At 47.9% G+C, this 23904-nt stretch carries 22 protein-coding genes; 7 read left to right on the forward strand and 15 right to left on the reverse strand.

Annotation, left to right across the window (positions count from 1 at the left end):
- The 6 genes from F0L74_RS29720 to F0L74_RS29745 all read right to left on the reverse strand — a co-directional run bounded on the left by F0L74_RS29720 (nucleotide 1) and on the right by F0L74_RS29745 (nucleotide 6332).
- Entirely contained in the window at nucleotides 1–462 is a 462-nt protein-coding gene (locus F0L74_RS29720; RefSeq protein ID WP_149841516.1) for a hypothetical protein, read from the reverse strand.
- Between the two features lie 14 nt (nucleotides 463–476).
- Nucleotides 477–1775, reverse strand: a complete 1299-nt coding sequence (locus F0L74_RS29725; protein ID WP_188316225.1) for a S41 family peptidase — start codon at nucleotides 1773–1775, stop codon at nucleotides 477–479.
- A gap of 129 nt (nucleotides 1776–1904) precedes the next feature.
- Nucleotides 1905–2444: a DinB family protein gene (locus tag F0L74_RS29730; RefSeq protein ID WP_149841518.1), complete on the reverse strand. Its 540-nt coding sequence runs from the start codon at nucleotides 2442–2444 to the stop codon at nucleotides 1905–1907.
- 108 nt (nucleotides 2445–2552) lie between these two features.
- Entirely contained in the window at nucleotides 2553–4376 is a 1824-nt protein-coding gene (locus tag F0L74_RS29735) for a T9SS type A sorting domain-containing protein (protein ID WP_149841519.1), read from the reverse strand.
- A 176-nt stretch (nucleotides 4377–4552) separates the two neighbouring features.
- Nucleotides 4553–5425: a cysteine synthase CysM gene (gene cysM, locus F0L74_RS29740; RefSeq protein WP_149841520.1), complete on the reverse strand. Its 873-nt coding sequence runs from the start codon at nucleotides 5423–5425 to the stop codon at nucleotides 4553–4555.
- A gap of 4 nt (nucleotides 5426–5429) precedes the next feature.
- Complete coding sequence (locus F0L74_RS29745) at nucleotides 5430–6332, reverse strand: DMT family transporter (protein ID WP_149841521.1); 903 nt, start codon at nucleotides 6330–6332, stop codon at nucleotides 5430–5432.
- Between the two features lie 117 nt (nucleotides 6333–6449).
- On the opposite strand from F0L74_RS29745, the gene F0L74_RS29750 reads away from it, so the two are divergent.
- From F0L74_RS29750 to F0L74_RS29765, 4 genes are read left to right on the forward strand one after another with little or no spacing between them, the layout of a single operon-like run.
- Complete coding sequence (locus F0L74_RS29750; protein WP_149841522.1) at nucleotides 6450–7862, forward strand: aminotransferase-like domain-containing protein; 1413 nt, start codon at nucleotides 6450–6452, stop codon at nucleotides 7860–7862.
- Between the two features lie 60 nt (nucleotides 7863–7922).
- Nucleotides 7923–8516, forward strand: a complete 594-nt coding sequence (locus F0L74_RS29755) for an FMN-dependent NADH-azoreductase (RefSeq protein WP_149841523.1) — start codon at nucleotides 7923–7925, stop codon at nucleotides 8514–8516.
- An 11-nt stretch (nucleotides 8517–8527) separates the two neighbouring features.
- On the forward strand, nucleotides 8528–8869 hold the full coding sequence (locus F0L74_RS29760) for a YciI family protein (RefSeq protein WP_149841524.1): 342 nt from the start codon (nucleotides 8528–8530) through the stop codon (nucleotides 8867–8869).
- 2 nt (nucleotides 8870–8871) lie between these two features.
- The gene (locus F0L74_RS29765) at nucleotides 8872–10119 is read left to right on the forward strand and encodes an RNA polymerase sigma factor (protein WP_149841525.1); all 1248 of its coding nucleotides are present in this window, start codon (nucleotides 8872–8874) and stop codon (nucleotides 10117–10119) included.
- Here the strand turns inward: F0L74_RS29765 and F0L74_RS29770 are convergent.
- Nucleotides 10116–10502 carry a nuclear transport factor 2 family protein gene (locus F0L74_RS29770; RefSeq protein WP_149841526.1) on the reverse strand — a complete coding sequence of 129 codons (387 nt, stop codon included), beginning with the start codon at nucleotides 10500–10502 and terminating at the stop codon, nucleotides 10116–10118. The genes F0L74_RS29765 and F0L74_RS29770 overlap by 4 nt on opposite strands.
- A 428-nt stretch (nucleotides 10503–10930) precedes the next feature.
- Here F0L74_RS29770 and F0L74_RS29775 point away from each other — a divergent pair, with 428 nt between their 5' ends.
- Nucleotides 10931–12019 carry a fatty acid desaturase gene (locus F0L74_RS29775; protein ID WP_149841527.1) on the forward strand — a complete coding sequence of 363 codons (1089 nt, stop codon included), beginning with the start codon at nucleotides 10931–10933 and terminating at the stop codon, nucleotides 12017–12019.
- A 158-nt stretch (nucleotides 12020–12177) separates the two neighbouring features.
- Nucleotides 12178–13023: a TIGR02452 family protein gene (locus F0L74_RS29780; protein ID WP_149841528.1), complete on the forward strand. Its 846-nt coding sequence runs from the start codon at nucleotides 12178–12180 to the stop codon at nucleotides 13021–13023.
- Between the two features lie 121 nt (nucleotides 13024–13144).
- Here F0L74_RS29780 and abc-f read toward each other — a convergent pair whose 3' ends face one another.
- Both abc-f and F0L74_RS29790 read right to left on the reverse strand, forming a co-directional pair.
- Complete coding sequence (gene abc-f / locus F0L74_RS29785) at nucleotides 13145–14734, reverse strand: ribosomal protection-like ABC-F family protein (protein ID WP_149841529.1); 1590 nt, start codon at nucleotides 14732–14734, stop codon at nucleotides 13145–13147.
- Nucleotides 14735–14867: 133 nt separating this feature from the next.
- Nucleotides 14868–15632, reverse strand: coding sequence for an SDR family NAD(P)-dependent oxidoreductase (locus F0L74_RS29790; protein WP_149841530.1), 765 nt, complete (start codon nucleotides 15630–15632; stop codon nucleotides 14868–14870).
- A gap of 242 nt (nucleotides 15633–15874) precedes the next feature.
- Here F0L74_RS29790 and F0L74_RS29795 point away from each other — a divergent pair, with 242 nt between their 5' ends.
- A complete protein-coding gene (locus F0L74_RS29795) occupies nucleotides 15875–17080 on the forward strand; it encodes a condensation domain-containing protein (RefSeq protein WP_149841531.1) in 1206 nt (401 codons plus the stop codon).
- Between the two features lie 35 nt (nucleotides 17081–17115).
- On the opposite strand, the gene F0L74_RS29800 is transcribed toward F0L74_RS29795, so the two are convergent.
- The 6 genes from F0L74_RS29800 to sigJ form a co-directional block, all read right to left on the reverse strand.
- Nucleotides 17116–17958 (reverse strand): sulfurtransferase, encoded by an 843-nt coding sequence (locus F0L74_RS29800; protein ID WP_149841532.1) that lies wholly within the window; start codon nucleotides 17956–17958, stop codon nucleotides 17116–17118.
- A gap of 51 nt (nucleotides 17959–18009) precedes the next feature.
- Nucleotides 18010–19365 (reverse strand): sigma-54-dependent transcriptional regulator, encoded by a 1356-nt coding sequence (locus F0L74_RS29805; RefSeq protein WP_213087106.1) that lies wholly within the window; start codon nucleotides 19363–19365, stop codon nucleotides 18010–18012.
- Nucleotides 19366–19382: 17 nt separating this feature from the next.
- Nucleotides 19383–21083: an ATP-binding protein gene (locus F0L74_RS29810; RefSeq protein WP_246197855.1), complete on the reverse strand. Its 1701-nt coding sequence runs from the start codon at nucleotides 21081–21083 to the stop codon at nucleotides 19383–19385.
- 125 nt (nucleotides 21084–21208) lie between these two features.
- Nucleotides 21209–22285: a porin gene (locus F0L74_RS29815; RefSeq protein ID WP_149841533.1), complete on the reverse strand. Its 1077-nt coding sequence runs from the start codon at nucleotides 22283–22285 to the stop codon at nucleotides 21209–21211.
- 209 nt (nucleotides 22286–22494) lie between these two features.
- Nucleotides 22495–22893: a DoxX family protein gene (locus tag F0L74_RS29820; protein WP_213087107.1), complete on the reverse strand. Its 399-nt coding sequence runs from the start codon at nucleotides 22891–22893 to the stop codon at nucleotides 22495–22497.
- 62 nt (nucleotides 22894–22955) lie between these two features.
- Nucleotides 22956–23846 carry an RNA polymerase sigma factor SigJ gene (sigJ, locus tag F0L74_RS29825; RefSeq protein WP_149841535.1) on the reverse strand — a complete coding sequence of 297 codons (891 nt, stop codon included), beginning with the start codon at nucleotides 23844–23846 and terminating at the stop codon, nucleotides 22956–22958.
- Nucleotides 23847–23904 lie beyond the last annotated feature (58 nt).

The following is a 23904-nucleotide window of genomic DNA, read 5'->3' on the forward strand; positions in this document are numbered from 1 at the left end:
TCAGTGGCTGCCAAGTCTTACAGCCAAAATAATCTCATTGACCGGTTCTACCCGGACGGATCTATTGCGTTTTATTTTCGCATGACTAATAATGTTCACTAAAAACGGATGATATCTTGCCACCGCTGCAGGATACGCGTCCGCCTTCATAACTTTTCGCCGTGCCTGTACATCTACAAAATCAATTATCTTCTTCCCCAGGGTTTCAACTGCCAACTTTTTAATATTGATCCCCTTAAAATTACCAGCGCTGTCAATTAGAATAGCCAAAGCAGCTATTCCCCTGCTATCCTTTCCTCCAAGGCTATCTGGCAGGATAATATTGCGGTTATTCACTACTATCGCAAAGGGAGGGGAGGGAGCCAGCAGATCTATTGGCTCTGGCAATAGCGAATCGTTCTGTTGTGCAATACAGCTATAAGAGGCAAACATCAGCATTGCTATCCACAAAATGCATTTCATACTATCGACTGATATTATTTGCGTTCATTCAATTTACCAACAGCCGCCTTTACCCAATCTGCCTCACGATCCAACCGCACCATCGGCGGTATGCCCACGAACTCATACTTCGAATTCTCTTTATATTTCGTCGTCGTCGTATTCAGTTTAAACTTACCACAGGGTATCTCCTTCGCTTTTATATCCCCATAGCCCATAAACCCGCCTGAATTTTCTCCCATAGTAACCACCTTGTCGCTTTGAATTGCATACGTTATTAACCCTTCAGCAGCGCTGGCGGTAACCTTGTTATACAGCACCACTATCTTCTCCGGGAACCGGGTACCAGTATATTCCAGCGTCCTCACCCCATGCTCCTTCTGAGGGATAAAAGAGAACGGCTGCGCATGCTCCATTCTTGACATAAGGTCCTCATTAGTGCCCTGATAACTCTTTATATTATTCGGGCTCACCCAAACCTGCACCTCATCTACCTTCATAGGCTTTGTATAGATGAGGGGTAATAACTTAAAATAGTTCTCCTCCGAACCGCCGCCATTGTCCCTTATATCCAGGATCAAAAATTTCTTCTGCGCAATTTTAGGTATGATCTGTTCATACAAGGAGTCGAATTGCGACCTTAAACCATACTCAAATGACTTTATTGAAAGATAATACGTATCTGCATCCAACTCTTTAAACTCCCATAATGGCTTATTTGCATCAGCGCCATTTTTATAGTATCCCATCATTGGGATGCCTCCTTTTTCAACACGCATATGCTCTATAACGGCTGTATTGAAGTTAAATCCCAGGAGACCAAGATTATATGCGCAGGTAAAGTAATTATCCTTTTCCCTGGTAAGCGTAAATAACACATGCCCTACATCCAGCAATGCATTTTTCTTAACCACCACACCCTCGTAATACCCCTCTTTATGCTGTATTACCGCTACTAACGTGCCACCTTGTGAATAAAAGCCCTCAATATCGTCTAAAGGCTTGTTCTTTAACTGCCGCATCACCTGCATTGTATCTATTTTCCTTAAAGGAAAAGCCTTAAACGAGGGGGATGCTTTAAAGCTGTCAATTACCGCTTGTGAAGAGAGATCAATATTCTTTCTCTGCAGGTTAAAATCAATACTACTATGGTGATCTTTCAATAACCGCAGGTATTGATTAAAATAGATACTACATAAGTCAGTGTTGCTTTCACCAGACGCTTGCTGAAAGATCTGGGCCACCGCGCGCTTATACGCCGTGTATAATTCCTTATCTTCTTTTATCTTTTGAAATGCGGGATTATTCTCTTCATAGTATTGTTTAACAAACAAAAACTGCTCCTTACAATTACAGTCCTGGGCAAAAAGATGGATACTATAAAAAATAAAGACTAGGGTACTGATATATTTCATTTCTCATGAGATCTAGGTTGAAAGTTAATAATTTATTCCAAAAATTAGTTACTTCACCCCTTTCTCCGCATTCCAGTTCCCCGCCTGCTTCCGGATATACAGTATCTGTCCCGTATGATAAGCATTATGCGTATTCATATTCGCAATACTGCCGTACCACGATTGCAGCTTCGCATCATCAGCCGCCTCAATCGCCTTCTCCCAGTCTTCCATCACCTGTTTTAATTGATCAACGGTCGCTTTCCACGAAGCCTCCGTAAAAGCATCAAATGTTTCATTATTATTTCCACTGAATGCCGGCAGCTTTTTCCCGTTAAACTGATCCAGCAGGTGTTTATTCCAGAACGCCAGGTGATATACCAGCTCGCCAACGGAATGACTGGAATCAGCAGGTTTCCACGAAGCCTGTTGCGCGGTAATGCCTTCTATGCCATTGGCTACAGGTACAAACCATTCCTGTTGGTTCCAGGTGGTTTTAAATTGCGCTAGCAGTACTGATTTAAGTGTAGCGGGTGCTTTAGCTTCCTTCACCTGTGCAATGGCCTGCTGAAAGCAGAAGCAGCTGAGTATAACGAGGAATTTAGACATAAGCGGGTATTTTAGGGTTGAAGTTACTGTAAATATAACTTATATAAAGATCACGCGGAATACAAAGAGGCCGCATACTCCCATATGCGGCCTCCCTTATGATGATAGTTATTGTACTACTACTTTCTGCTGGAACCTGTTGCTACCATTTGTAACAACCAGCACATACACACCGGGCGTAAGACCGGCAGTAGATAAGTTTACCACGGCGCCGCCGGTCTGCTGGCTGCGCACTATTCTTTTATTAATATCTACCAGTTCCAGTCCAACCGGGGCATTGGCGTTATAACAATCTATCTTAACCGTTATGGTATTACCAATAACAGCCGGGTTAGGATAAACATGTAATGCCTTTGGTTGATCTTTAGCGGCAACGTTCGCGGCAATGGGCGCTAATTTCGCCATAGCGGCAGCAGTTATAATACTATAATTGAACGTCTCCCAGCCACTGGCAGCGGGACGGTTGCAGGTCATAGCGGCTGCGCCGTTCTCAGAGCTGATAAACCTTCCATTATTACCACGGAGCGTCACTTTTCCATCTGCGGTTAATATCCAGTCAAACTGCTCCCATCCGCCGGCAGTAGGCCGGTTACAGGTAATAGGCGCTGTTCCGTTCTCTGATGATACATAGGCGCCGTTATTGCCCTGCAGCGCTATCTTGGAATTTCCGGCATCCACCACCAGGAATTGCTCCCATCCCTGCGCGGCGGCGGCGTTACACCACATGGGCTCTACGCCGTTCTTTGAGCTTACATAGCTGTTATTAAAACCCCGCAGCCAGATACGCTGTCCTACCGGGGCTACGCTCCTGATCACCAGGGAAGTGGCCTGATCATTCCAGGAACCATCCAACAATTGGGTATCAGACGTAATGTTGATACTGTCTCCGGAAAAGTTATCGTCCTTGTAAAGTGTTACGGTATAACCTGACGTTACTTTCAGCGAGGTGATATCATCATTACGCCCGCCGTATGCACGTAACTGCGTTAAGTTATACCTGCCTGCCGGAAGCGATACCCCATATCCGCCGTAAAAAATATCCTGGAAAAGCGTGGTAGCTGTTGCGCCGGGTACGTTATAAGCAAATGGAAAATCCTGCTGCGCCTTCAAAAACTGGGCTTCAAACTCGCTGGTCCAGCCAAAAGCGATAGTGGCCTGCGCTTTCAGATTTACGCCTGCCGCACCGCTCCAGAAATGTACAAATTCACCCATGTTCATGGGCGGATAATCTGTGCCATTCCTTTTGAAATACAGCGCCAGCTGCACAAAATAACGGTTCAATACATCTGCGCCGCCATATTGGCTGTATATAGGATAGAACCAGTTTTTGAACCAGGCAGTATTGGCTCGCGGAAAATTGTCCGTAGTGCCCATAAACGCGTTATAGCAGCCGGTTGCAAGGCCTTCCTGGCCCAGGCCTTTGTACACGTCATAAATAAATATCTCACACCATTTACTATCACCCCATATACCAAAGGCGGGTGAGTTATGCATATTTTTACTGGCCCCTTCTACAATATGGCCTACTTCATGCGTAAGCAGGTCATAATCCGTTTGATTGCCGTTCCACGGGCCAGCGCCGGCGTCTATCACGTTACGGAAATCATGACTGTCGTCAAAATAGGTAGAGGGATGACCGCCGCCGTATCTCCCGGTGTGTAGAATGGCGAACAGGTGCGGATCAGTGTTAAAATTACCATACACCTTTTTGGTGTAGCGCCATACGGCGGATAAATACTGCTTGGGCCAGGTAACGGCAGGGCTTACACCGTTGTCATAATAAAGCGCCAGGTCATTGTCTTCATACACCTTAGATACGATCTGGTTATGCTCAAACCAGTGTTCCTGCCAGGTAGCAGGCGGCGTTTGCGATTTTGCGGCTAAGGGCCACAGTGCCAGTAATAACAGGCCTTTTAGTAACTGTTTTTTCATATAAAGGATTGGTTGTGAAATAAAATGCTACACACGTATGATATGGTTCTCATAGTAGGTACGGGACTGCTACGTAATACTGGTTATTTTTTGATGCCAGGAAAGGAGTCGTACAAGGGGCTAACAAGTACTATTACAATGATGGGGTTTTATAAAAATTATCTTTCTTCCTTCGCTCACCCAAACAGCCCTGAGCTCAGATAACGGTCTCCCCGGTCGCAGGCAATAAATACGATCACACCTTCCGCTATCCCCGCAGCTACCTGCAGCGCAATATGTAATGCGCCGCCGGTAGTCATACCGGCAAAGATCCCCTCCTGATGCGCGAGCTCCCTTGTTCTGCGGATGGCGTCCTGTTCCTCAATATCAACTATGTGATCTACCCGGGATGGATCAAATATTTTAGGCAAATACTCCTTTGTCCAACGAGGGATTCCTGGTATTGTGGCCCCTTCCGCAGGTTGACATCCAATGATCTTAATAGCAGGATTTTCCCGTTTCAAAAACATGGAGTTCCCCATGATAGTACCGGTAGTACCCATCGCGCTTACAAAATGTGTGATCTGGCCATTGGTAGCCCGCCATATCTCAGGCGCGGTTGTTTTGATATGGGCCTGATAATTATCTGTATTGGAAAACTGGTTTAAAATAAAAAAGCCTTCCTTAGCGGCTTTTGCCTCCGCATAGTCCCTGCACGCTTCCAGGTTTTCAAGTAAAGTAAACCGTGCGCCAAATGCTTCCAATGCTAATGTACGTTCACGTGTAGATGATGCCGGCAACACTATCTCCACATCTAAACCAAACATACTGCCTATCATGGCTAAAGCAATACCGGTATTTCCACTGGTGGCTTCGATCAGTTTATCGCCTTTTTGCAACTCCCCGCGTTCTATGGCGGAACGTATCATATTTAATGCGGCCCTGTCCTTAACAGATCCGGCAGGGTTATTTCCTTCCAGCTTCGCGAAGATCTTTACCCTGGGATTGTTTTGAAAACTTGTTATTTCCACCAGGGGCGTATTGCCAATTGTGTGTATGACGTCTTTCATTGTATTAACTGTTCTTCTTTGCAAATTTTCTCGAACCTGCAACACAGAGGATCACTCCTGCTGTGGCGCCCACCATGCCAAAGCTTATTTGTTCATGTAATAAAGTAGCGGCCAGCCCCAACCCCAGGAATGGCTGTATCAACTGTAATTGCCCCACCGCTGCAATACCGCCCTGGGCCAGTCCACGATACCAGAATACAAAACCGATCAGCATACTGAATATGGTAACATACCCTAAACCTATCCAGGCGTCGGGGCGAACGTTTGCAACAGACGCTGGATGTAACAAGAACATCAAAGGAATCATTACCGGCAGCGACAACACCAATGCCCAGGAAATCACCTGCCAACCACCAAGCGGTTTGGATAGCCTCGCCCCTTCTGCATAACCAAGCCCGCACAACAGCACTGCCAGCAGCATTAACAGATCCCCAACAGGCGATTCGGAAACACCCTGTGCAATAGCAAAACCGCCTACCAGCAAACTGCCTAATATTGAAAAAAGCCAGAATACAGGATGCGGCCGCTCTCCACCACGCAGCACGCCAAAAACGGCTGTTATAAGCGGCAATATTCCAATAAATACCATGGCATGTGCGGAAGTTACATACTGCATGGCCAGTGCAGACAGCAGCGGATACCCTACCACTACCCCCATAGCTACAACCATCAAAGGAAGGAGCTGCGCTTTCTCCGGACGCTTTTCCTTAAAAAGGATCAACATACAAAGGGCAAGCAGCCCCGCAATACCAGCACGGGCCACCGTTACAAAAGCAGGTGATAGATCCAGCACCGCTACTTTCGTGGCAGGCAGGGACCCACTGAATATAAGTACGCCGATAAACCCATTTATAAAACCGCCGGTTGATGGCTGCCCCAACTTCTCAGCAAATGTTTTGCTAGTCATGATATTATTACTGGTCTAATGCTTATAAAAATAAATGCCACACAAAATTAGACGGCGGCACTCAATAAACACAGTCCCAGTTTTTGCTATTTAAATGGACACAGTTATATTTACAGTATGAGCAAAGACTTTCTGTATAATGAAATAGCGCAGGGAATTGCAGGCCAGATCAGGAACGGCGTGCTAAAACCGGGAGACCGCCTCCCTTCTGTAAGAACCTTATGCCAGGAGCACAACATAGGCATGAATACCGCCAAAAGGGTATTCCTCGAACTGGAAGCGCAATCGTTGATCGATTCCAAACCACAATCAGGGTATTTTGTAAGCCCCCAATCCTATAGGAGATTACCGCTTCCGGAAGTTAGCCGGCCCTCGCTGGTGGCCAATGACCGGGAACCGGATGAGCTGATCAGCAAAGTGTACGCAAACATGGGCAGGGAAGATCTTACGCTTTTCTCCATTGCCGCGCCTTCCGGCGATCTGTTGCCGTTGGCCAAACTGAAAAAGGAGATAGTGCACGCCACCCGGGAACTTAATGGCGGCGGTACTGCCTATGAATCTGTACAGGGGAACCTGAACCTCCGGCGGATGGTCGCCGTCCGCTCATTAGGCTGGGGCGGAAAGCTGCATGAAAATGACCTGATCACGACCAGCGGCGGTATGGGCGCCCTCTCCTTCAGCCTGATGGCCCTGGGAAAACCAGGCGACACCATTGCCCTGGAAAGCCCCTGTTACCCTGGCATCCTGCAATTGGCGCTAAGCCTTGGGCTTAAAGTACTGGAGCTACCCACCCATCCTGTCACCGGTGTAGAAATAGCCGATCTGAAGAAGGCCATTCCAAAGATCGATCTCTGCCTGCTGGTCCCCAACTTTAATACTCCCCTGGGTAGCTGTATGCCGGATGAAAATAAAAAGGAGGTGGTGGCCCTGCTGGCCAAACACGGCATCCCACTCATTGAAGACGATATATACGGTGATATTTATTTTGGCTCGCAACGGCCCAAATGTTGCAAATCATTTGACCAGGATGGCAACGTGGTATGGTGCAGCTCCGTTTCAAAAACCCTGGCCCCAGGCTACCGGGTAGGCTGGATAGCCCCTGGCAAATACAAAGAAAAAATACTGAAGCTAAAGCTGGTCCATACCATCTCCTCCTCCGCTATTGCCCAGGAGGCAGTTGCCAATTTCCTGAAAACAGGCAAGTATGAAAACCACCTGCGTCAGTTCCGGCGGACGTTGGAGAACAATTATCAGCATTACGTACGGGCCATCGCCGAATATTTCCCGGAAGGGACCAAAACCACCAGGCCCCAGGGTGGGCTCACGGTTTGGGTGGAACTCAATCAAGATGCCGATACGGCAAAACTGTATGACCTGGCAATTAAAAAAGGGATCAGTATCGCGCCAGGACGGATGTTTACGCTCCAGGACCAATTCCAGAACTGTATGCGGCTGAGTATCGGCCTGCCCTGGACAGAAGAATTAAACCTGAAATTGAAGCAGCTGGGCAAGCTGGCCGGAACAATTTGACCAACTTTGTCCTCCTTTTGAAATGTCAATCGTTATTAGGGAAATAACAACATTTCAAACATGAAAAATGCTTTGCATATTACATCCAGCGCGCGGGGAGATCAATCCCATAGTACCAGGCTCAGTGCAGCAGTCGTTAGGAAGCTAATCGGAAAAAACGAGATCAGCACACTGGTTGAAAGAGATCTGACCAAAAACCCTCCTCCTTTTTTTGACCAGGCAATGATCGGCGTATTCTATAAACATCCGGCAACGATCGATGAGGAAGAGCGCCAGCTCCTTGCATATGCGGATACTATCTTCCAGGAGGTCAGTAATGCGGATATCATTGTTATTGCTACGCCCATACATAACTTTGGCATTTCCGCTCCTTTAAAAGCCTGGATCGACCAGCTTATCCGTTTTGGCGTCACCTACGACTATAACAGCGAAGGGGTGCGGACAGGGCGCTTAAACCATAAGAAAATATACCTGGCTATCGCTTCAGGAGGATCATTAACCGAATGGCCCAATAGCTACGAATTCATAGAATCCTATACCAAAGCCGTATTTAATTCCTATGTTGGAATGACGGATATTTGCACATTTCGGGTAGAAGGGACCGCTGCTAATAACTTTACAGTAGATTACGAACAAATTATACAAGGTTTATAAAAACAGCTCATATGAAAGAATTTGCATTGATCTTCCGGCTGAATGACATAGCGGACTTTAAGCCAACGCCGGAACAGGTACAGGAGCGTATAAACTGGTTAGCAGGCATTGCCGCGCAGAACAAACTCGCAGATAAAGGCAATTCCCTGCTACCTTTTCCCGGAAGCGCCAAAACAGTGAAAAACGGCAACACCGTAACAGACGGTCCCTACACAGAGATCAAGGAGTTTATAGCCGGTTACGTGGTGGTAAAAGCTGAAACAATTGACGAGGCCGTGGAAATGGCCAAAGACAACCCTATCTTTAAACTAAACGGGAACGTGGAAATACGTGAAATCTTAAAACGCGACTAATATTGGCTGAGTGGCAACCAAACAGCGACCTGTTAACTCAATTATTCCGGCAGGAATATTTGAGAATGATCGCTGTTTTGTGCCGTCATTTTGGTTTAGAACACATTGAGACCGCCGAAGATATTGTCAGCGAAACATTTTTAAAAGCGTCTGAACACTGGGCGCACAACGGCGTACCGGAAAACCCGCCGGCCTGGTTATACACCGTTGCAAAGAACAAAGCCAAAGACCACCTCAAACGGCATGCTTTGTTTGAACAGAAAATAGCAAAAGATCTTCAGCCTGTTGACATAGAAGCTGAAAAGCCCTTCGAGTACAGCAGCCAGTTTATTACAGACAGCCAGCTGGCAATGATCTTTGCCGTCTGCGATCCGGGTAACTCCAACGAAAGCCAGATCTGCCTGGCGCTGCAGATCCTTTGCGGCTTCAGCGTGGAAGAAATTGCCAATGCTTTCCTGACAAAAATAGAGACCATAAAAAAACGCCTGCTCCGTGGCAGAACCCACCTCCGTAATTGCAATTTCCAGATCACATCATTAAGTAAAACCGCCATTAAATTACGGCTGGATACCGTTTTACAAACTTTATACCTGCTGTTTAACGAGGGCTATTTCTCCAGGACAAACGACCAGGTTATCAGAAAAGAACTATGTTCAGAAGCGATAAGACTGGCCCTGGTACTAACAGAAAATGTATTGACCAACACATCACAAACAAATGCTTTGCTGGCTTTGATGTGCTTTCAAAGCTCAAGGCTGGAAGCGCGTATAAACGATAAAGGCGAAGCCGTTCTTTTTAATGAGCAGGACAAAAGCCTTTGGGACAATACCCTGATTGAAAAAGGTAACTATTACCTGGTGAACGCCTGCGATGGCAGCGAAGTATCAAAATACCACCTGGAGGCGGGTATTGCCTATTGGCACACAACCGGAACAACAGAAAACAAATGGCAGCAGATCCTGCAACTATATAACCAGCTGATACTTATTGAATATTCGCCCGTAGCAGCATTAAACCGTGCTTTTGCCTTTGCCAATGTTTACGGGCGCCAAAAAGCCATTGAGGAGACAGAAAAACTGCAGCTGACGGATAACAGCTATTATCACAACATACTAGGCTATCTGTATGAAAGCATGGATCTAAACAACGCAATCGGTCATTATAAACAAGCCATTGCCCTCACAAAGTCCAAAGCCGGAAAACAAACAATGCAAAAGGAAATTGACCGCCTCAAAAAAAAGCGCTCCTAGTAAAAGAATTGCTCCAGTATTATCTGCCCGTCTTTCACTTCATACAGCATGATCTCGTTAATCTGTATCCGTCCATGCGGCCGTACCGTAATATCCATCTCTCTCCCTACCGCAAAATGATTGCCCGTAACAACAGGCGCTGTGGTGCTGGCGCTATGTACCGCTTCTATCCGGCTTACAAACTCCTCCCCCTTTTTCCGCACGGCGGCTTTACCTTCCGCATACCCCATATAGGGAGAATCAGTTGGATCTATACTCCTGACATGGTCTGCAAAGAATTCATCATGGATCTCAAACCATTTTTCCTGTTGGGCCAGCTCATTGAACCGGGCTGCCACTTCCTGGACAGTCAGTATTGCTTTTTGTTCTTTCAACGCTGTCATAACTTTAGTTTTATTTACACAAATGTACTTGTCCAAATATTACTAAAGCCGGGGGTAGATGGACAATAGCAAAGGGCTATTTAGCCGTTTTGCGCTGCCGGTAATGCAGCGGCTGCATAACGCATGCTTCTCCTAGATAGAGCAGGCTGTACATAGGTTTTTCCTCTCTGTAAATATATATTTTGCAAACTTTAACATATTACTGTGTAATTTTATGCTTATCTTACCAAAAGATTTGATTGAGCATCTTGCATTAGAATAATTATTTCTTACTTCCGGGTAGCAGACTATTTTTCTCATCTTTTTAGCTTTCTCATAAATCTACCGTTTAACTGTTCCACTTTCACCATTTTGCGAACGCCGATTTGTACACCTGGATATTGGTAGATATTCACTAAATCGTTTTTTTGAACTTTATCTGAAATACTATGGCATTTATTGAGAATGTGCTTGAAGTTCCTTCCTACGGTTGGAAGACCCAGGATGGGCAACTCAGCAAACCTACAGTTACACAACTTTTTTCGGAGTATCTCCGCAGGATCAACATTTTTGCTTCACGTAAAAACTGGCTGCCCTTCTTTTCGTGGTTTTGCACCTTAAGCCTGCTGCCCTTCGCGATCCTTTTCATTTTCATGGAAATACGCGATTTTAACGTATGGTATCTCCTGTTAGGTTTCATCTACGGGATGATATTTATGGGCTCGCATGGCACCATCTGGTATCACCGCTATGGCACCCACCAGGCTTATCGCTTCAGCAATAATTTCTGGCGCTTTTTTACCGCCAACCTGGTAATAAAGCTGGTACCGGAAGAACTGTACATTGTATCACATCATGTGCACCATTCCCTTTCAGATGAACCAGGCGATCCGTATAACGCAGAAGCAGGCTTTTTATATTGCTTCCTGGCGGATGCCAACCATCAACCTATTGCCAAAAACCTGACAGAAGAGGAATATGCCAAAGCAGCAGCTATGCTTAGCCATACCGGCGTAAAAGCAAATAGCTATCAGCAATACCTGAAATGGGGATCCATTGCCAGCCCGGTACGGACTATGGTAGCCACTTTTGCCAACTGGGCATTCTGGCTGACCGTATTCTATGCTATCGGTGGTCTTTACCTCACCGCTGCGCTGCTGGCAGGCGCTTTTGTATGGGGCCTTGGTGTAAGGACCTTTAACTATGAAGGACATGGCAAAGGCGAGAACAAACAGGTAGTAGGACATGACTATAACACAAAAGACAAGTCCATCAACCAGTTATGGCCTGGCATCGTTGCAGGCGAATGGCATAACAACCACCACCTCTACCCTGCAAGCGCCCGTTCCGGATTTTTACCCTGGCAGATTGACTTCGCATGGTATTATATCAGAACGCTGAAATTTATTGGCGGCGTAAGCTCCTGTCGCGATGCAAAACAGCAATTCTTAGAGGATTACCGTAAGCCTTACCTGGAGGAAATGAAACAAATGAAGAATGTACAGCCTAAGCCAGTAGTGGTGCCGGCTAAAGCATAAATTAATGTCACGGATCAACTGACCGTCGCTAATATTAAAACAGAAGTCCTGCTCCGAGAGCGGGACTTCTGTTTTAATACCTTGCCGTCTATACGATCTTCGCTATCCAACATCCCGCTGAATTACCTAATTTTGCCCCACCAAGATTACAAAAACAAATGAAGAAAACGACTAGAGCGGAGAAAGCACAGGAAACACTGGCTATTATCGAACACGGTTTTTACCTGGCTAATGATGAACGGATAGATGTTAAAGCCCCCATTGCTGACTCCATCAACAACAGCAGGTTATACCACCCGGAGGATTTTGAAACACTGCAGCGGGATGTAAACGCCAAAGCAGCCAGGTTAACATATAATACTGACCTCAAAATAGTTAACAGCACCGTATTAGAAGCGGCAGCTGCGCTAACGCAGCAAGACGAACAAGTGGGCTGCCTCAACTTTGCATCCGCCAAAAACCCTGGCGGCGGCTTCCTGGGTGGCGCGGTTGCACAGGAAGAAAGCCTGGCAATGTCATCCGCCCTATATGGCACGCTCACAAAACATTTTGAGATGTATGAGTACAACAGACGCAAACCTACCCTGTTGTATTCTGATCACATGATCTGGAGCCCCCGCACAGTGGTGTTCCGTAACGACGATGGTCATTTGTTGTCGGAGCCCTATACCATATCCTTTATCACCAGTCCGGCAATAAATGTGGGCGCTATCAAACAAAACCGTCCGGAAGAAATGGCTTACGCAGAAGAGACCATGTTACGCAGAATGGACAGGATGCTGGCCCTGTTTGTCCACCACGACGTAAAACACATATTGCTTGGCGCCTGGGGCTGCGGCGTTTTCCGCAACGATCCCAAAGACATTGCCCGGTATTTTGCCAGTTATCTGCTACCTGGCGGTAAGTACGCCCAATGCTTTAAATCGGTGGTGTTTGCAGTGCTGGACAGGAGCAAAGATGGCAACAATATAACCGCGTTTAATAATGCTTTTGCAGGCATGTAGGAAAGAACCTATTATAATTCCAGTGGGCTGATAATAGCGAAACCATCATCTCTCAGGGTTATAAATCTGCCATTGGTAAGCCCCCTCAAATGCCCGCTGAAAGTGCCGCAGCTATACACTGTCATATTAAGCAGATCTCCTCCTCCACTCCTATCTCCTTCAAAAAATACGCGTCGTGGGAGATCACCAGTAAAGTGCCCTCATATTCATTCACTGCAGCCGTCAATATCTCTATATTCTGGATATCCAGGTTATTGGTCGGCTCATCAAATATGATCATGTCCGGAGCCTGGTTACCGATCGTGAGCACGCAAAGCATTAAACGCATTTTCTCGCCCCCGCTAAGAGCGCTGCAGGGTTTATCCCAATATTCCTTTGTGAATAAAAACCGGTTTAAACGCGTCTTGATCTCATGCTCCTGCAGCGCGCCGCTGTTATATTGCTGCGCCTGTTCATATACGCTAAGCTGGTTATTGATGAGCGAGTAGTCCTGGTCAATATAAATAGAGCGCACAGCGGCCCGCTCCAGTGTACCGGCGCCAGGCTGCAGCTCACCCAGGATCATCCTTATAAGCGTTGTTTTGCCGGCGCCATTGCGCCCTTTGATAGCGATGCGGTCCCCACTGGTGATCTGGAAGCTCAGGGGCTGCTGCCAAAGCAATGCATCGTTGTACCCGAAGTTAATCTCCTTTGCAGTCACCAGTATCTTGCCTTTGTGCAGCGAAGAATTGTCAAAACCCATCTTCATCTTATCCATATCAGGTAATTCCTTGCGCAGCTGGTTCAGCTCCTGCCAAATAGTATCCACTTTCTCCGCATGCACGCCTTTCATACGCGCCGTGCTCTTCTCTGCGTTATTCCGGAATGTGTTCATGGAGATGGTAGGCAGGCCAGCTTTTTCCTGTTTCTTCTTACCACGTGCATCCAGTTTCTGTTGCCGCTCGGCGGCTTCGCGCTCCGTTTCCTTTGCCTTACGGAGGGCCTTTTCCTTGCTTTTCAGGTCCTGGTTCAGGGCATCGCTTGCTATCAGCTTCTGCTCTGCATAGAAATCGTAGTTGCCGCCATATACGGTAACACCCCGCTTACTAAGCTCATATACGGTAGTAAGCAGGTTCAGTAAGGTACGGTCGTGGCTCACGACCACCAGTGTATTGGTAGTGAATTGGATATAGTTGTATAGGATCTCCCGGCTGGCCGCATCCAGATGATTACTGGGCTCATCCAGCAGCACCATTTCCGGGCGGTGGATCAGGATACCCGCCAGGAATACTTTTGTTTTCTGTCCGCCGCTCAGGGCGCTCACGGGCTGGGTAAGCGCCACGCCTTCTAACTGCCAGTGAACAAAGGCCTCCTGGCAGCGTTCTTCTATACCCCAGTCATCATCCAGCAGGGTCATGTTGGCATCGGTAACATGGCCCTCCAGTATCTCTTTTAATGCCTGTATTTTGTCTGCTACCCGCAAGGCCTGTGCTACGGTGTAACCGTTAAACTGGCCAAAAAGCTGGGGCACATAATAGGGTGTTATATCCGCCTTTATAAGGCCAGAACCAGGCGCCAGCTCTCCAGCCATTATCCTGAGCAGGGTAGATTTGCCGGCGCCGTTATTACCGATCAATGCGATTTTATCCTGCCGGTTCACGGTCAGCTGTATATCAGAAAACAGTAGATCTTTATTGGGATGGGTGTATGCAACACCTTGCAGCAGTAACATAATTCCTTTCTTGAAGCGTGAATAACTACATGAGCCGGGGCTGCCGGCGCTGTTTATTTATCCTGAAAGAAATTATATCTCACATTGATGTGTTACTGTTTGTTGGAAGGGCAAAGATAAATAAATTATTTTATTACAGGTACATACCGCCAGAAGCTTCAATACGCTGACCAGTAACCCACCGGGCGTCTTCCGTACACAGGAACGCTACCACCCCGCCAATATCTTCTGCCTGTCCGGCGCGGCCCAGCGCGGTTACACTGCTCACATGTTTATTTACCTCCGGGTTATCCCTGAGCACGCCACCGGAAAAATCAGTGGCAATAGCGCCCGGCGCTATCACATTCGCTTTAATACCCCTGGGCCCCAATTCCTTAGCCAGGTATTTTGTAAATACCTCTACCGCGCCTTTCATAGATGCATAGGCAGAAGAACCAATATAACCAAAGCGGGTTAAACCCGTAGATACGTTGATGATACCGCCGCCATCATTAATATGATCCAGCGCCTGCTGTGTTAAGAAATAAACGCCTTTAAAATGCACGTTCATCAGGTTGTCAAATAGCTCTTCCGGCACCTTGCCAATGGGCGTATTGCCGCTAATGCCGCCGTTGTTGATAAGATAATCAAAACGTTCCGCGCCAAACTCCTTTGCCAGTATTGTCTTCAGCTCGCCAAAGAACCGGTCAAAGCTTTTAACGTCCGCTACATCCAGCTGCAGCACAGCCGCTTTACGGCCCGCCTGCCTGATCTCTGCCGCTACTTCCTGTGCTTGTTGTTCACTGCTCTTATAAGTGATGATCACATCAATACCTTTTTCTGCTATCCGCAGGGCCATATTTTTGCCTAAACCACGGCCAGCGCCTGTTACCAGCGCTATCTTATTTTTATTTTCCATCTCTGTTCTGTTTTGTTTGATTAACAATACAAAGGTCGGCCGGCCGCCTGGTTCACACGTTGCGGGGATCAATCTATTATTTGCAAATTTCACACTATCTCCCTGGAGGCAGCCATAGATACCGATCAGTAGCTAAAGAATCCCTTATTTCGGTCATACACGGCAACATTTGCCATCAGTACCTTTGCCCTGCCTGGTTCATACACTAATAACGCCGGGCCCATAAAAATCAACAGTGAACAATGAGCAATTTTACACGCCCAATTGGGGCATTCGAGAAGATCTTCTGGTTGCTTGATCAGTACAGCCCTGTGCACTTTACCATTGCCGCGGAAATAGCGGGCGCCACCACGGATGAAGAGTGGCACACCGCATTCGCTAAGGTGCAACAACGTTATCCTATGCTTTCCGTAGCCATCCCGGATGATGGTACACAGCTGATACAGGTCCCCGTTACCCCCATTCCGCTGCGTATTGTATACGGCGCCCAGGACTACTGGCATAAAGAGCTGGAAAAAGAACTGTCCATTACATTTGATTACACAAAAGCCCCGCTCATGCGGGCCGTGTTGATCCGGCAGGAGCGGAACACGGTGCTGTTGCTGACTATGCACCACGCTATTGGCGACGCCATGTCCGTGATCTACATACTGCGTGATCTGCTGCAGGTGCTGGACGGTCAGACCCTCCCGGCCCCGCATCCGTTTGCCCCCTCCCTGGATGATCTGCTGGACCTCACTGCCAGCGCACCGGTTAGCTACGCTCCTGCAAAGCATAATGGTGAAGAACAACACCATGTACACCCCGTGCCAATTACGCAGCGCCTGCAGCTTCCGGCGCAGCTAACCCGCAGTTTAATAGAACGCGCCCGTACTGAAAGAACAACTGCACATGGCGCTATATCCGCGGCGATGGTATTGGCAGCCACGCAATTAAATCCTGCCTGGCAGCACGCGCCCATACGCATCCTTACCCCTACTTCCGCAAGAGCACATGTGAATGCAGGTGAAAATACCGGGGTATACCTTAATTCCCCCGTAGTGCCTTATGATGCCGCAACCACACCGTTTTTCTGGGATCTGGCGCGCGAGGGTAAGGCACGCCTTACAGCGCTTACTAACCCCGCACATCTGGCAGATAATATGGCACATTTACGGGAAGCGGTATTAAATGGGATGGATGTTGCCGGCGCTGCACAAGTGCTGCAGTTTGGGTTAACACATGAGCTGTTTATCAGTAACCTGGGCCGCTTACCTTATGGCCCGGACTTTGGCAGGCTGCAGCTTTCCGCGGTATGGGGCCCGGCCACTTTCACCGGATTAGAAGGTACACAGGCAATGGGCATAGCCTGTGTGGGAGAAGGTATCTGCATCATTAATACTACACATACACCCCTCGAAGGGTTACTGGAAACAGCAGCCCAGATATTGACTGTTGCCTGCGCGTAAGCAGCAGCAGTCTTACAGCGCGCAAGGCTCGTGGTTTAGGCCACGGGCCTTTGCGGATCCGTGATCCACTCACTCCAGGAGCCGGCGTATAATTTGGGGAAAGTATAACCGGCATGCACCGCCAGCAATACATTAAATGCGGCGGTTACGCCGGAACCGCAATAGAATATCACCTCGCCTTTGGCAAAATCCGGCGCAAAATGTTCCTTTAATACTGCGGCATCCGCTACCCCACCCTGCGCATTCAACTGGGCATTAAACGGTTTAGATATAGCGGTGGGTATATGTCCGGCAACGGGGTCAATGGTTTCATTCTGACCGGCATAACGGTCTGCCGTCCTTGAATCTATCAGGCAGCCATTATAGTTGCCGCTGTTTACCAGCGCCGCCACCTCATCCGCATCTGCCAGCAGTTCATCATGGAAATTAGCGTTGAATACTTTTGGCGCAGGGCTGATGATCTCGCTCGTTAACGGAAAGCCCTGTTCATCCCAGGCCTGTTTACCACCAGCCAGTACAGCCACGTTCTCATGACCGGCCCATTTTAGCAGCCACCACAACCTGGCGGCGGCCATAAAACCAGCAGTGCTGTCATAGGCTACTACCTGGGTGTTGCTATCAATGCCAAAAGTATATAACCGTTGTACCAGCTCTTCTTTTCCCGGCAGCGGATGCCTGCCGGTTACGCCAGGGGTAATAGTGCCGGAAAGATCATCATGCAGATCCGCATAGATGGCGCCGGGTATATGTGCCTTATTGAACTCATTACGTCCCCAGCTTTTATCTGCCAGGGCATAACTGCAATCAACAAAACGGTAGTCTGGATTTTGTAAGTTCTCAAAAGCCGCTGCGGGCGCTATAAAGGTATGGTAGCTCATGGTTGTGTCCTTTTTTTTAACGCTTTCAAATATACAACTCTTTGCCTGGTTCTATTCCAACGCGCCAATCCCGTACTCTTCTATTTTGCGGTACAGGGTGGCAATACCAATGTTCAGCAGCTTGGCTGCCTGCGCTTTGTTGCCTTTGGTATATTGCAATACCCGCTGTATGTGCAGGCGCTCCACACTGGCCAGGTCAAAGGCGGAAATGCTTTTTGATTTAAGGGAAGTATACTGCAGTTCCACCGGCAGATGATCTACATTTAACTGGCTGCCGCTGCACACCAACAGGGAGCGCTCTATTACATTCCTTAATTCACGGATATTGCCACGCCAGTCGTTTTGCTGCAGGCGGTCAGCAAATGCAGGCGTCATGCCCTTCACATGCTGGTAAGCATCCTGGGTAAGCTTCTTTAAAAAGAAATCCGCCAGCAGTGGAATATCTTGCTGCCGCTTCCGTAGCGGTGGTAAATGTATCGTCACCAGGTTCAGGCGGTAAAACAGGTCTTCCCGGAACTTGCCTTCCTGTATCTCCTGCTGCAGGTTCCGATTGGTGGCGGCAATAATGCGCACATTCACCTTTATTTGTTTGGTATCGCCTACTTTGATAAAAGTCCCTGTTTCCAGTACCCGCAGGAACTTTACCTGCAGGTCCGGCGGCATCTCCCCTATCTCATCCAGGAACAGGGTGCCTTCATGCGCTTCCTCTATAAGCCCTTTTTTGTCTTTACTGGCACTGGTAAAAGCCCCTGCTTTATGTCCAAACAGTTCGCTCTCCAGCAACTCCTTGCTAAAAGCCCCGCAGTTCAGGCCCAGGAAGGTTTTGGTGTTGCGTTTACTGGCCGTATGGATGGCCTGTGCAAACACCTCTTTACCCGTGCCGGTTTCTCCCAACAGCAACACAGGCGCATTGGTGGGCGCGGCCAGGTTGGCCAGGGTTTTAGCTTCTTCTATTAATGTGGAGTGGCCAATAATTGCGTCGAAATTGGCATAGCGCCCGGCTGCCGCCTTCTCCAGCTGCGCCACCCGTTTTTGCAGCTTTACATTTTCCAGGGCCCGGTACAGTAGAGGAAGGATGCGCTCATTATCATTGGCTTTGATAATGTAGTCAAAAGCCCCGTTCTTAATGGCCTGCACACTGTCCGGTATATTACCATAAGCGGTAATAAGGATGATCTCTATGTATTGATACGCCGCCTTGATCTGCCGGATAAGATCCACACCGCTACCATCGGGCAGTTTAACATCACACAATACCAGGTCTATGTTCTCATTCTCCACTATGTTGAAAGCCGCTTTACAGCTGCCCGCATCAAAGACCGTAAACCCTTCCAGCGACAGCATCCTTTTCAGCAGCTGCCGCACATCCTGCTCATCTTCTACCAGCAATACATTTGCAATACTCATGTGTGATGGTTTTAAGATCATCCTGTAACAGTTACTATACTAAAGCCAAAAGTGCTGCCAATGCCGTATTCGCTGTTTACCCATATACGGCCGCCCTGCGCTTCAATGAATTCTTTTGAGATAGCCAGCCCCAAACCGGTGCCTGACCGGTCCCCCGCCCCTGGCACCTTAAAATAGCGGTCAAACACATGCCGCACATATTTCTCCTCAATGCCTTTGCCATAGTCCGTTACCAGGAAATGCACATCCCTGCCGGCCCTTTTTACCTGCAATAGGATGGTCTTGCCTTTAGCGGCGTATTTAATAGCATTGCTCAGGAAATTGATCAGCACCCAGGTGGTTTTTTCTTCGTCCGCTGCTATATCGGGCAGCCCCGGTTCTATCTGCTCCCGGAAGCTGATATTTTCCTGGCTCGCCTGTAGCCGCACTGCCTGCATGGCCTTAAGCGCTATCACCTCCGGCCGTGTGGGCGCTTTTTGCAACGTGATCTGCCCGGTCTCGATCTGGGAAATGTTCAGCAGCTCGCCCGTTATCTTCAGCAGTCTTTCTGAATTGCCTTTTATGCTGCCCAGTATCTCTGTCTGGTCAGTGTTCAAAAGTCCTACACGCTTATCATCCAGCAACTGGGTGCTCATTTTAATGGCAAACAGCGGCGTTTTGAGCTCATGGGAAAGCGTGGCCAGGAAGTTCGTTTTGGCGGCGTCCAGCTCCTTAAAAGGGGTTACATTCCGCAATATGATCAGCTTTCCGCCAATAAGATTGTCGTTCTGTATCACAATGGATTCCTGCGCAAAAAAGCTCTCTTTTTCATTCAGCAGTATTTTTAGCTGGTTGCCTGAGTCGTTGCGCAGCACATTACGCAGCAGGTCGTTCTGCAGGGCAATATCCGGTGCGTACCGCCCCAGCACCTCTTTTTCCTGGAGGCCGAATAAGGCGGCCGCCGCTGCATTAAAGAACAGGATCTGCTGTTTGCTGTCAAGACCAATAATACCATCGTTCATTTTGTTGATGATGGCCTCTATCCGGCTCTTCTCAAACTTTATTTCTGCCAGGCTGCTATGCTCATATTCATCCAGCTTTTCTGCCATGGCATTAAAGGTATCCGCCAGTATGCCAAATTCATCTTTCTGCTCCAGGTAGATGCGTTTACTGTAATTCTTGTTGGCGATCTCCTTAATACCTTCTGAAAGCGCCCGTATGGGCTTGGATATAATGGAAGGGAAGTTCAGCACAAAAGTAAAAGCGGCCAGGCTTAGTATGGTCACTATTACCGTTAGCCATAACATGGCCTGCGTGGCGGTATTGGATGCCACCAGGTTTTTATGGATGATAGCTACCTGGTTAAGGTCTTCTATCTTAAAGACCGCCTTGCGGATCTGCCGGTAACCGGTAAAGCCGGCGGTATCCCGCTTCAGCTGTTCAAACAGGGAGCGTACCTCCGCAGCGGCTTCATATTCTCCCGGTTCTGTAATATTATGTTCCTCCGCGCGCAGGTTCGTCTCAAACACCGCTATTCGGGAGGTGTCGCCGGGCAGGTCCTCCAGCGCCTTAAGCATATGGTTGCAATACTCCAGGCTAATATGGTTGTCCTTCAGGATCATACCGGCGTCGCTGCTCAAACGGTTCACATAAAAAATACCCAGCGCGCCAAAGCAAAGGATCACTATAAACAGGAAAAGTAAACCAAACGTCAGTTTGGTCTTTATCTTAATAGCCATGATTTCCGCATGTAAAGGACCAAAATTACAACTTCCGGCACAATTGAAGGTTCCCATACCACCGCAAACCAGGTTTACAGCAATACAGGAACCTTGCTACTTCCAACACTATATGAAACTTCTTCCTAAAAGCTGATGGCCAGCGCGGTAGACAATACCATGTTATTGCTGCCGGCATTTGCATCCTGCTTTATAAATATTTCGTCTTTTGCGTGCAGGTCCCTTACCTCCAGGCGCCATAACACGTTATCCAGTATGCTGTAGTCAAAACCGGCGGAAAAGCCCCAGGTCTTAAACCCATTGGGCGTGCCGGAGCTCACGATCACGCCATTTTTATCATCGTAATATTCTGCCCTTGCCGCCAGGGCCACCTTGGTGGTAGGGGCATACTTAAGGATAACAACCGGGGTATACCAGCTATTGTAGGTCCCGGATCCTTTTCCCCGCTGCTCTATGCCTATATCAAAACCCGCCAGGGCAAAGAATTTACTGCTTAGCTGAAAAGTACCATACAGGTCATGGAAATAACGCATCTGCCGTACGCTGTCCGGCTTATCATTCCCTATAAAACTGCTGCTGTTCAACGTCACTTTTGCAGAAGGCTTAAAGGTCACCTGCGTGCCAAAAGCCGGTGTGGTATTACCATCCACCCGTTGTATGCGCTGCCAGCCATTAAGTACCAGGCCCGCCACAAACCAGCGTTCGTTGGGCGAGGTATAACTAACCTTAACGCCGGTTTCAAAATAAGGTGAGTTCTCCGCCGCCAGGCTCCGGCTCAGCGTCCAGCAATCCTTGCCAACAGCGCTCTCCCAGCCTATATGCGAGGGTAATATACCCGCGTCCAGCCACAGGTTGCTTTTCTTTGACAGCTTCACGCCTATATTAGCCTCATAGATGTTTTTAAGTACGCCCGGCTCCGCCGCATAATTGGCATTCATATAAGTGCCGGTAGCAACAGACAGGTTAGCGCGCACCTGGTCCGTATTATACGCAGCTTTGATAAAGCCCAGGTTCAGGTTGATCTCATTGGCGCGGTTATGACTATAGATAAAAGACGGACGGGTATTATTGACCGGTTTATTAAGATCATAGGAATAATAGGCTTCCAGGTAACCGCTCACCTTAATGGGAGATGGTTTTACATCTTGTGCGAAGGCATTCGTGCATAACAGTAAAGCAGGCGCAAAAATTAATTTTTCCATACAGGCTGATTTGTTTTATATCCCCGCGTTCGGGGCGCAATGATAAACAAAACAGAGACCATTGTAACCGCAGTAAAAACAGGAAGGTTGTAATTAATTGCAGTACAACTAATTACAACCTTCCAGCGGCTATATGGCCTGCTAAGCCAATTTCAACAAAAACCTATCAATTTGATAAGGGCTTATCATTTTGTATGATCCTCACCGCTTTATCGATAGTGAACCTGCCGCCTTATCCTGCCAAAATACCAGTAAGAGACGGTTAATACACACAGGAAGATCAATGGGTCGATAATGAACATAATACCATCCCCGCTGGAAAAATGCGCTACGCTGGCAGAGATGAGCGTGATGGCAAAACCAAAATAGGCAAACTCCTTTATCTTCACTGGGATACCCGGTATCAGCAAGGCCAGCACGCCCAGCGCTTTGGCAATAGTAAGCTCTATACGCATATAATCAGGTAAGCCCAGATGGTGGAAAGGCCCTTCAATCCGGTACACCTCCGGCCCCACCGGGTTTTTGATATTGAAATTAATGATGCTGAAAACCATCACGGCGCTTACAATACCCGTGGCGGTCCAATAAATGATCTTGTCCTTTTTCATTTGCATATCCATTTAAGTGGCTATACATAAGACAGATCACCCTTGCCGGCTGTGACAGGGATCTAAAAATGTTTTAGTTTCTCCGGGTTCGTTTGTACATAGATGTTTTTGATCTGCCCGCCCTCCAGCTCAATGGATACCAGGCTTACCGCTTCCGTACGCACATAGGAGATAATCGAAGGTAACCCGTTGGCGATGGCGATTTCCCGGCGGGCCTCCGGAATGGCCTGGTATAATTTGGGCACCGCGCTGATGAGCAGCCTGCATACATGTTCCCTTCCGTAAATAGGCCTGAGCGCTGCGGTAAGGCGCTGGCGGTTAACAGGAATAAAGGTGCCGCCGCCATCAGCAAACAATACAATATCTTCTTTGAGCAGGTCTACCAGCTGCTCCATCTGCCCTTCAGAAACGGCCTCCATAAAACGCTGCAGTATCTTTTCATGCGCCTGTATATCTACTTCAAAGCGGCGGGTTCCCTGGCCCAGATGGTCTTTTGCGCGCTTAAAAAGCTGCCGGCAGTTATCCGCGGTCTTATCAAAGATCTCCGCCAGTTCGTGGTAATCGTAGGCGAATACTTCCTTTAGCAGAAAGATGGCCCGTTCATGGGGCGTTAACTTTTCAAGCAGCACCATAATACCAATGGATAAGGCATGGTACATCTCTACCCGGCGGAAAGACTGCGTATCAGACTGCTGCAACGGCTCCGGTAACCATATGCCAATGTATTCTTCCCTTTTTACGCGGGCGCTATGAAGATAATTAATGCTCTTATTGGTGATGATCTTTACCAGGTAGGCCTTGTGATGCTGTACGTTCTCCGGCCGCATTTCCATCCACTTCAGATACGTATCCTGCACCAGGTCTTCTGCGGCGTCTACACTGCCCAGCATATTGTAGGCAATAGAGAACAGCAGTGTCTTATATTCCAGGAAGGTCTCTGTTTTATGATCCATACAATTGATAAGTTATAAAACATAAGACAAGGCAAACCTCTTTTCTGTGACATATAAT

Source organism: Chitinophaga agrisoli, from assembly GCF_008386695.1.
Taxonomy (GTDB): domain Bacteria; phylum Bacteroidota; class Bacteroidia; order Chitinophagales; family Chitinophagaceae; genus Chitinophaga; species Chitinophaga agrisoli.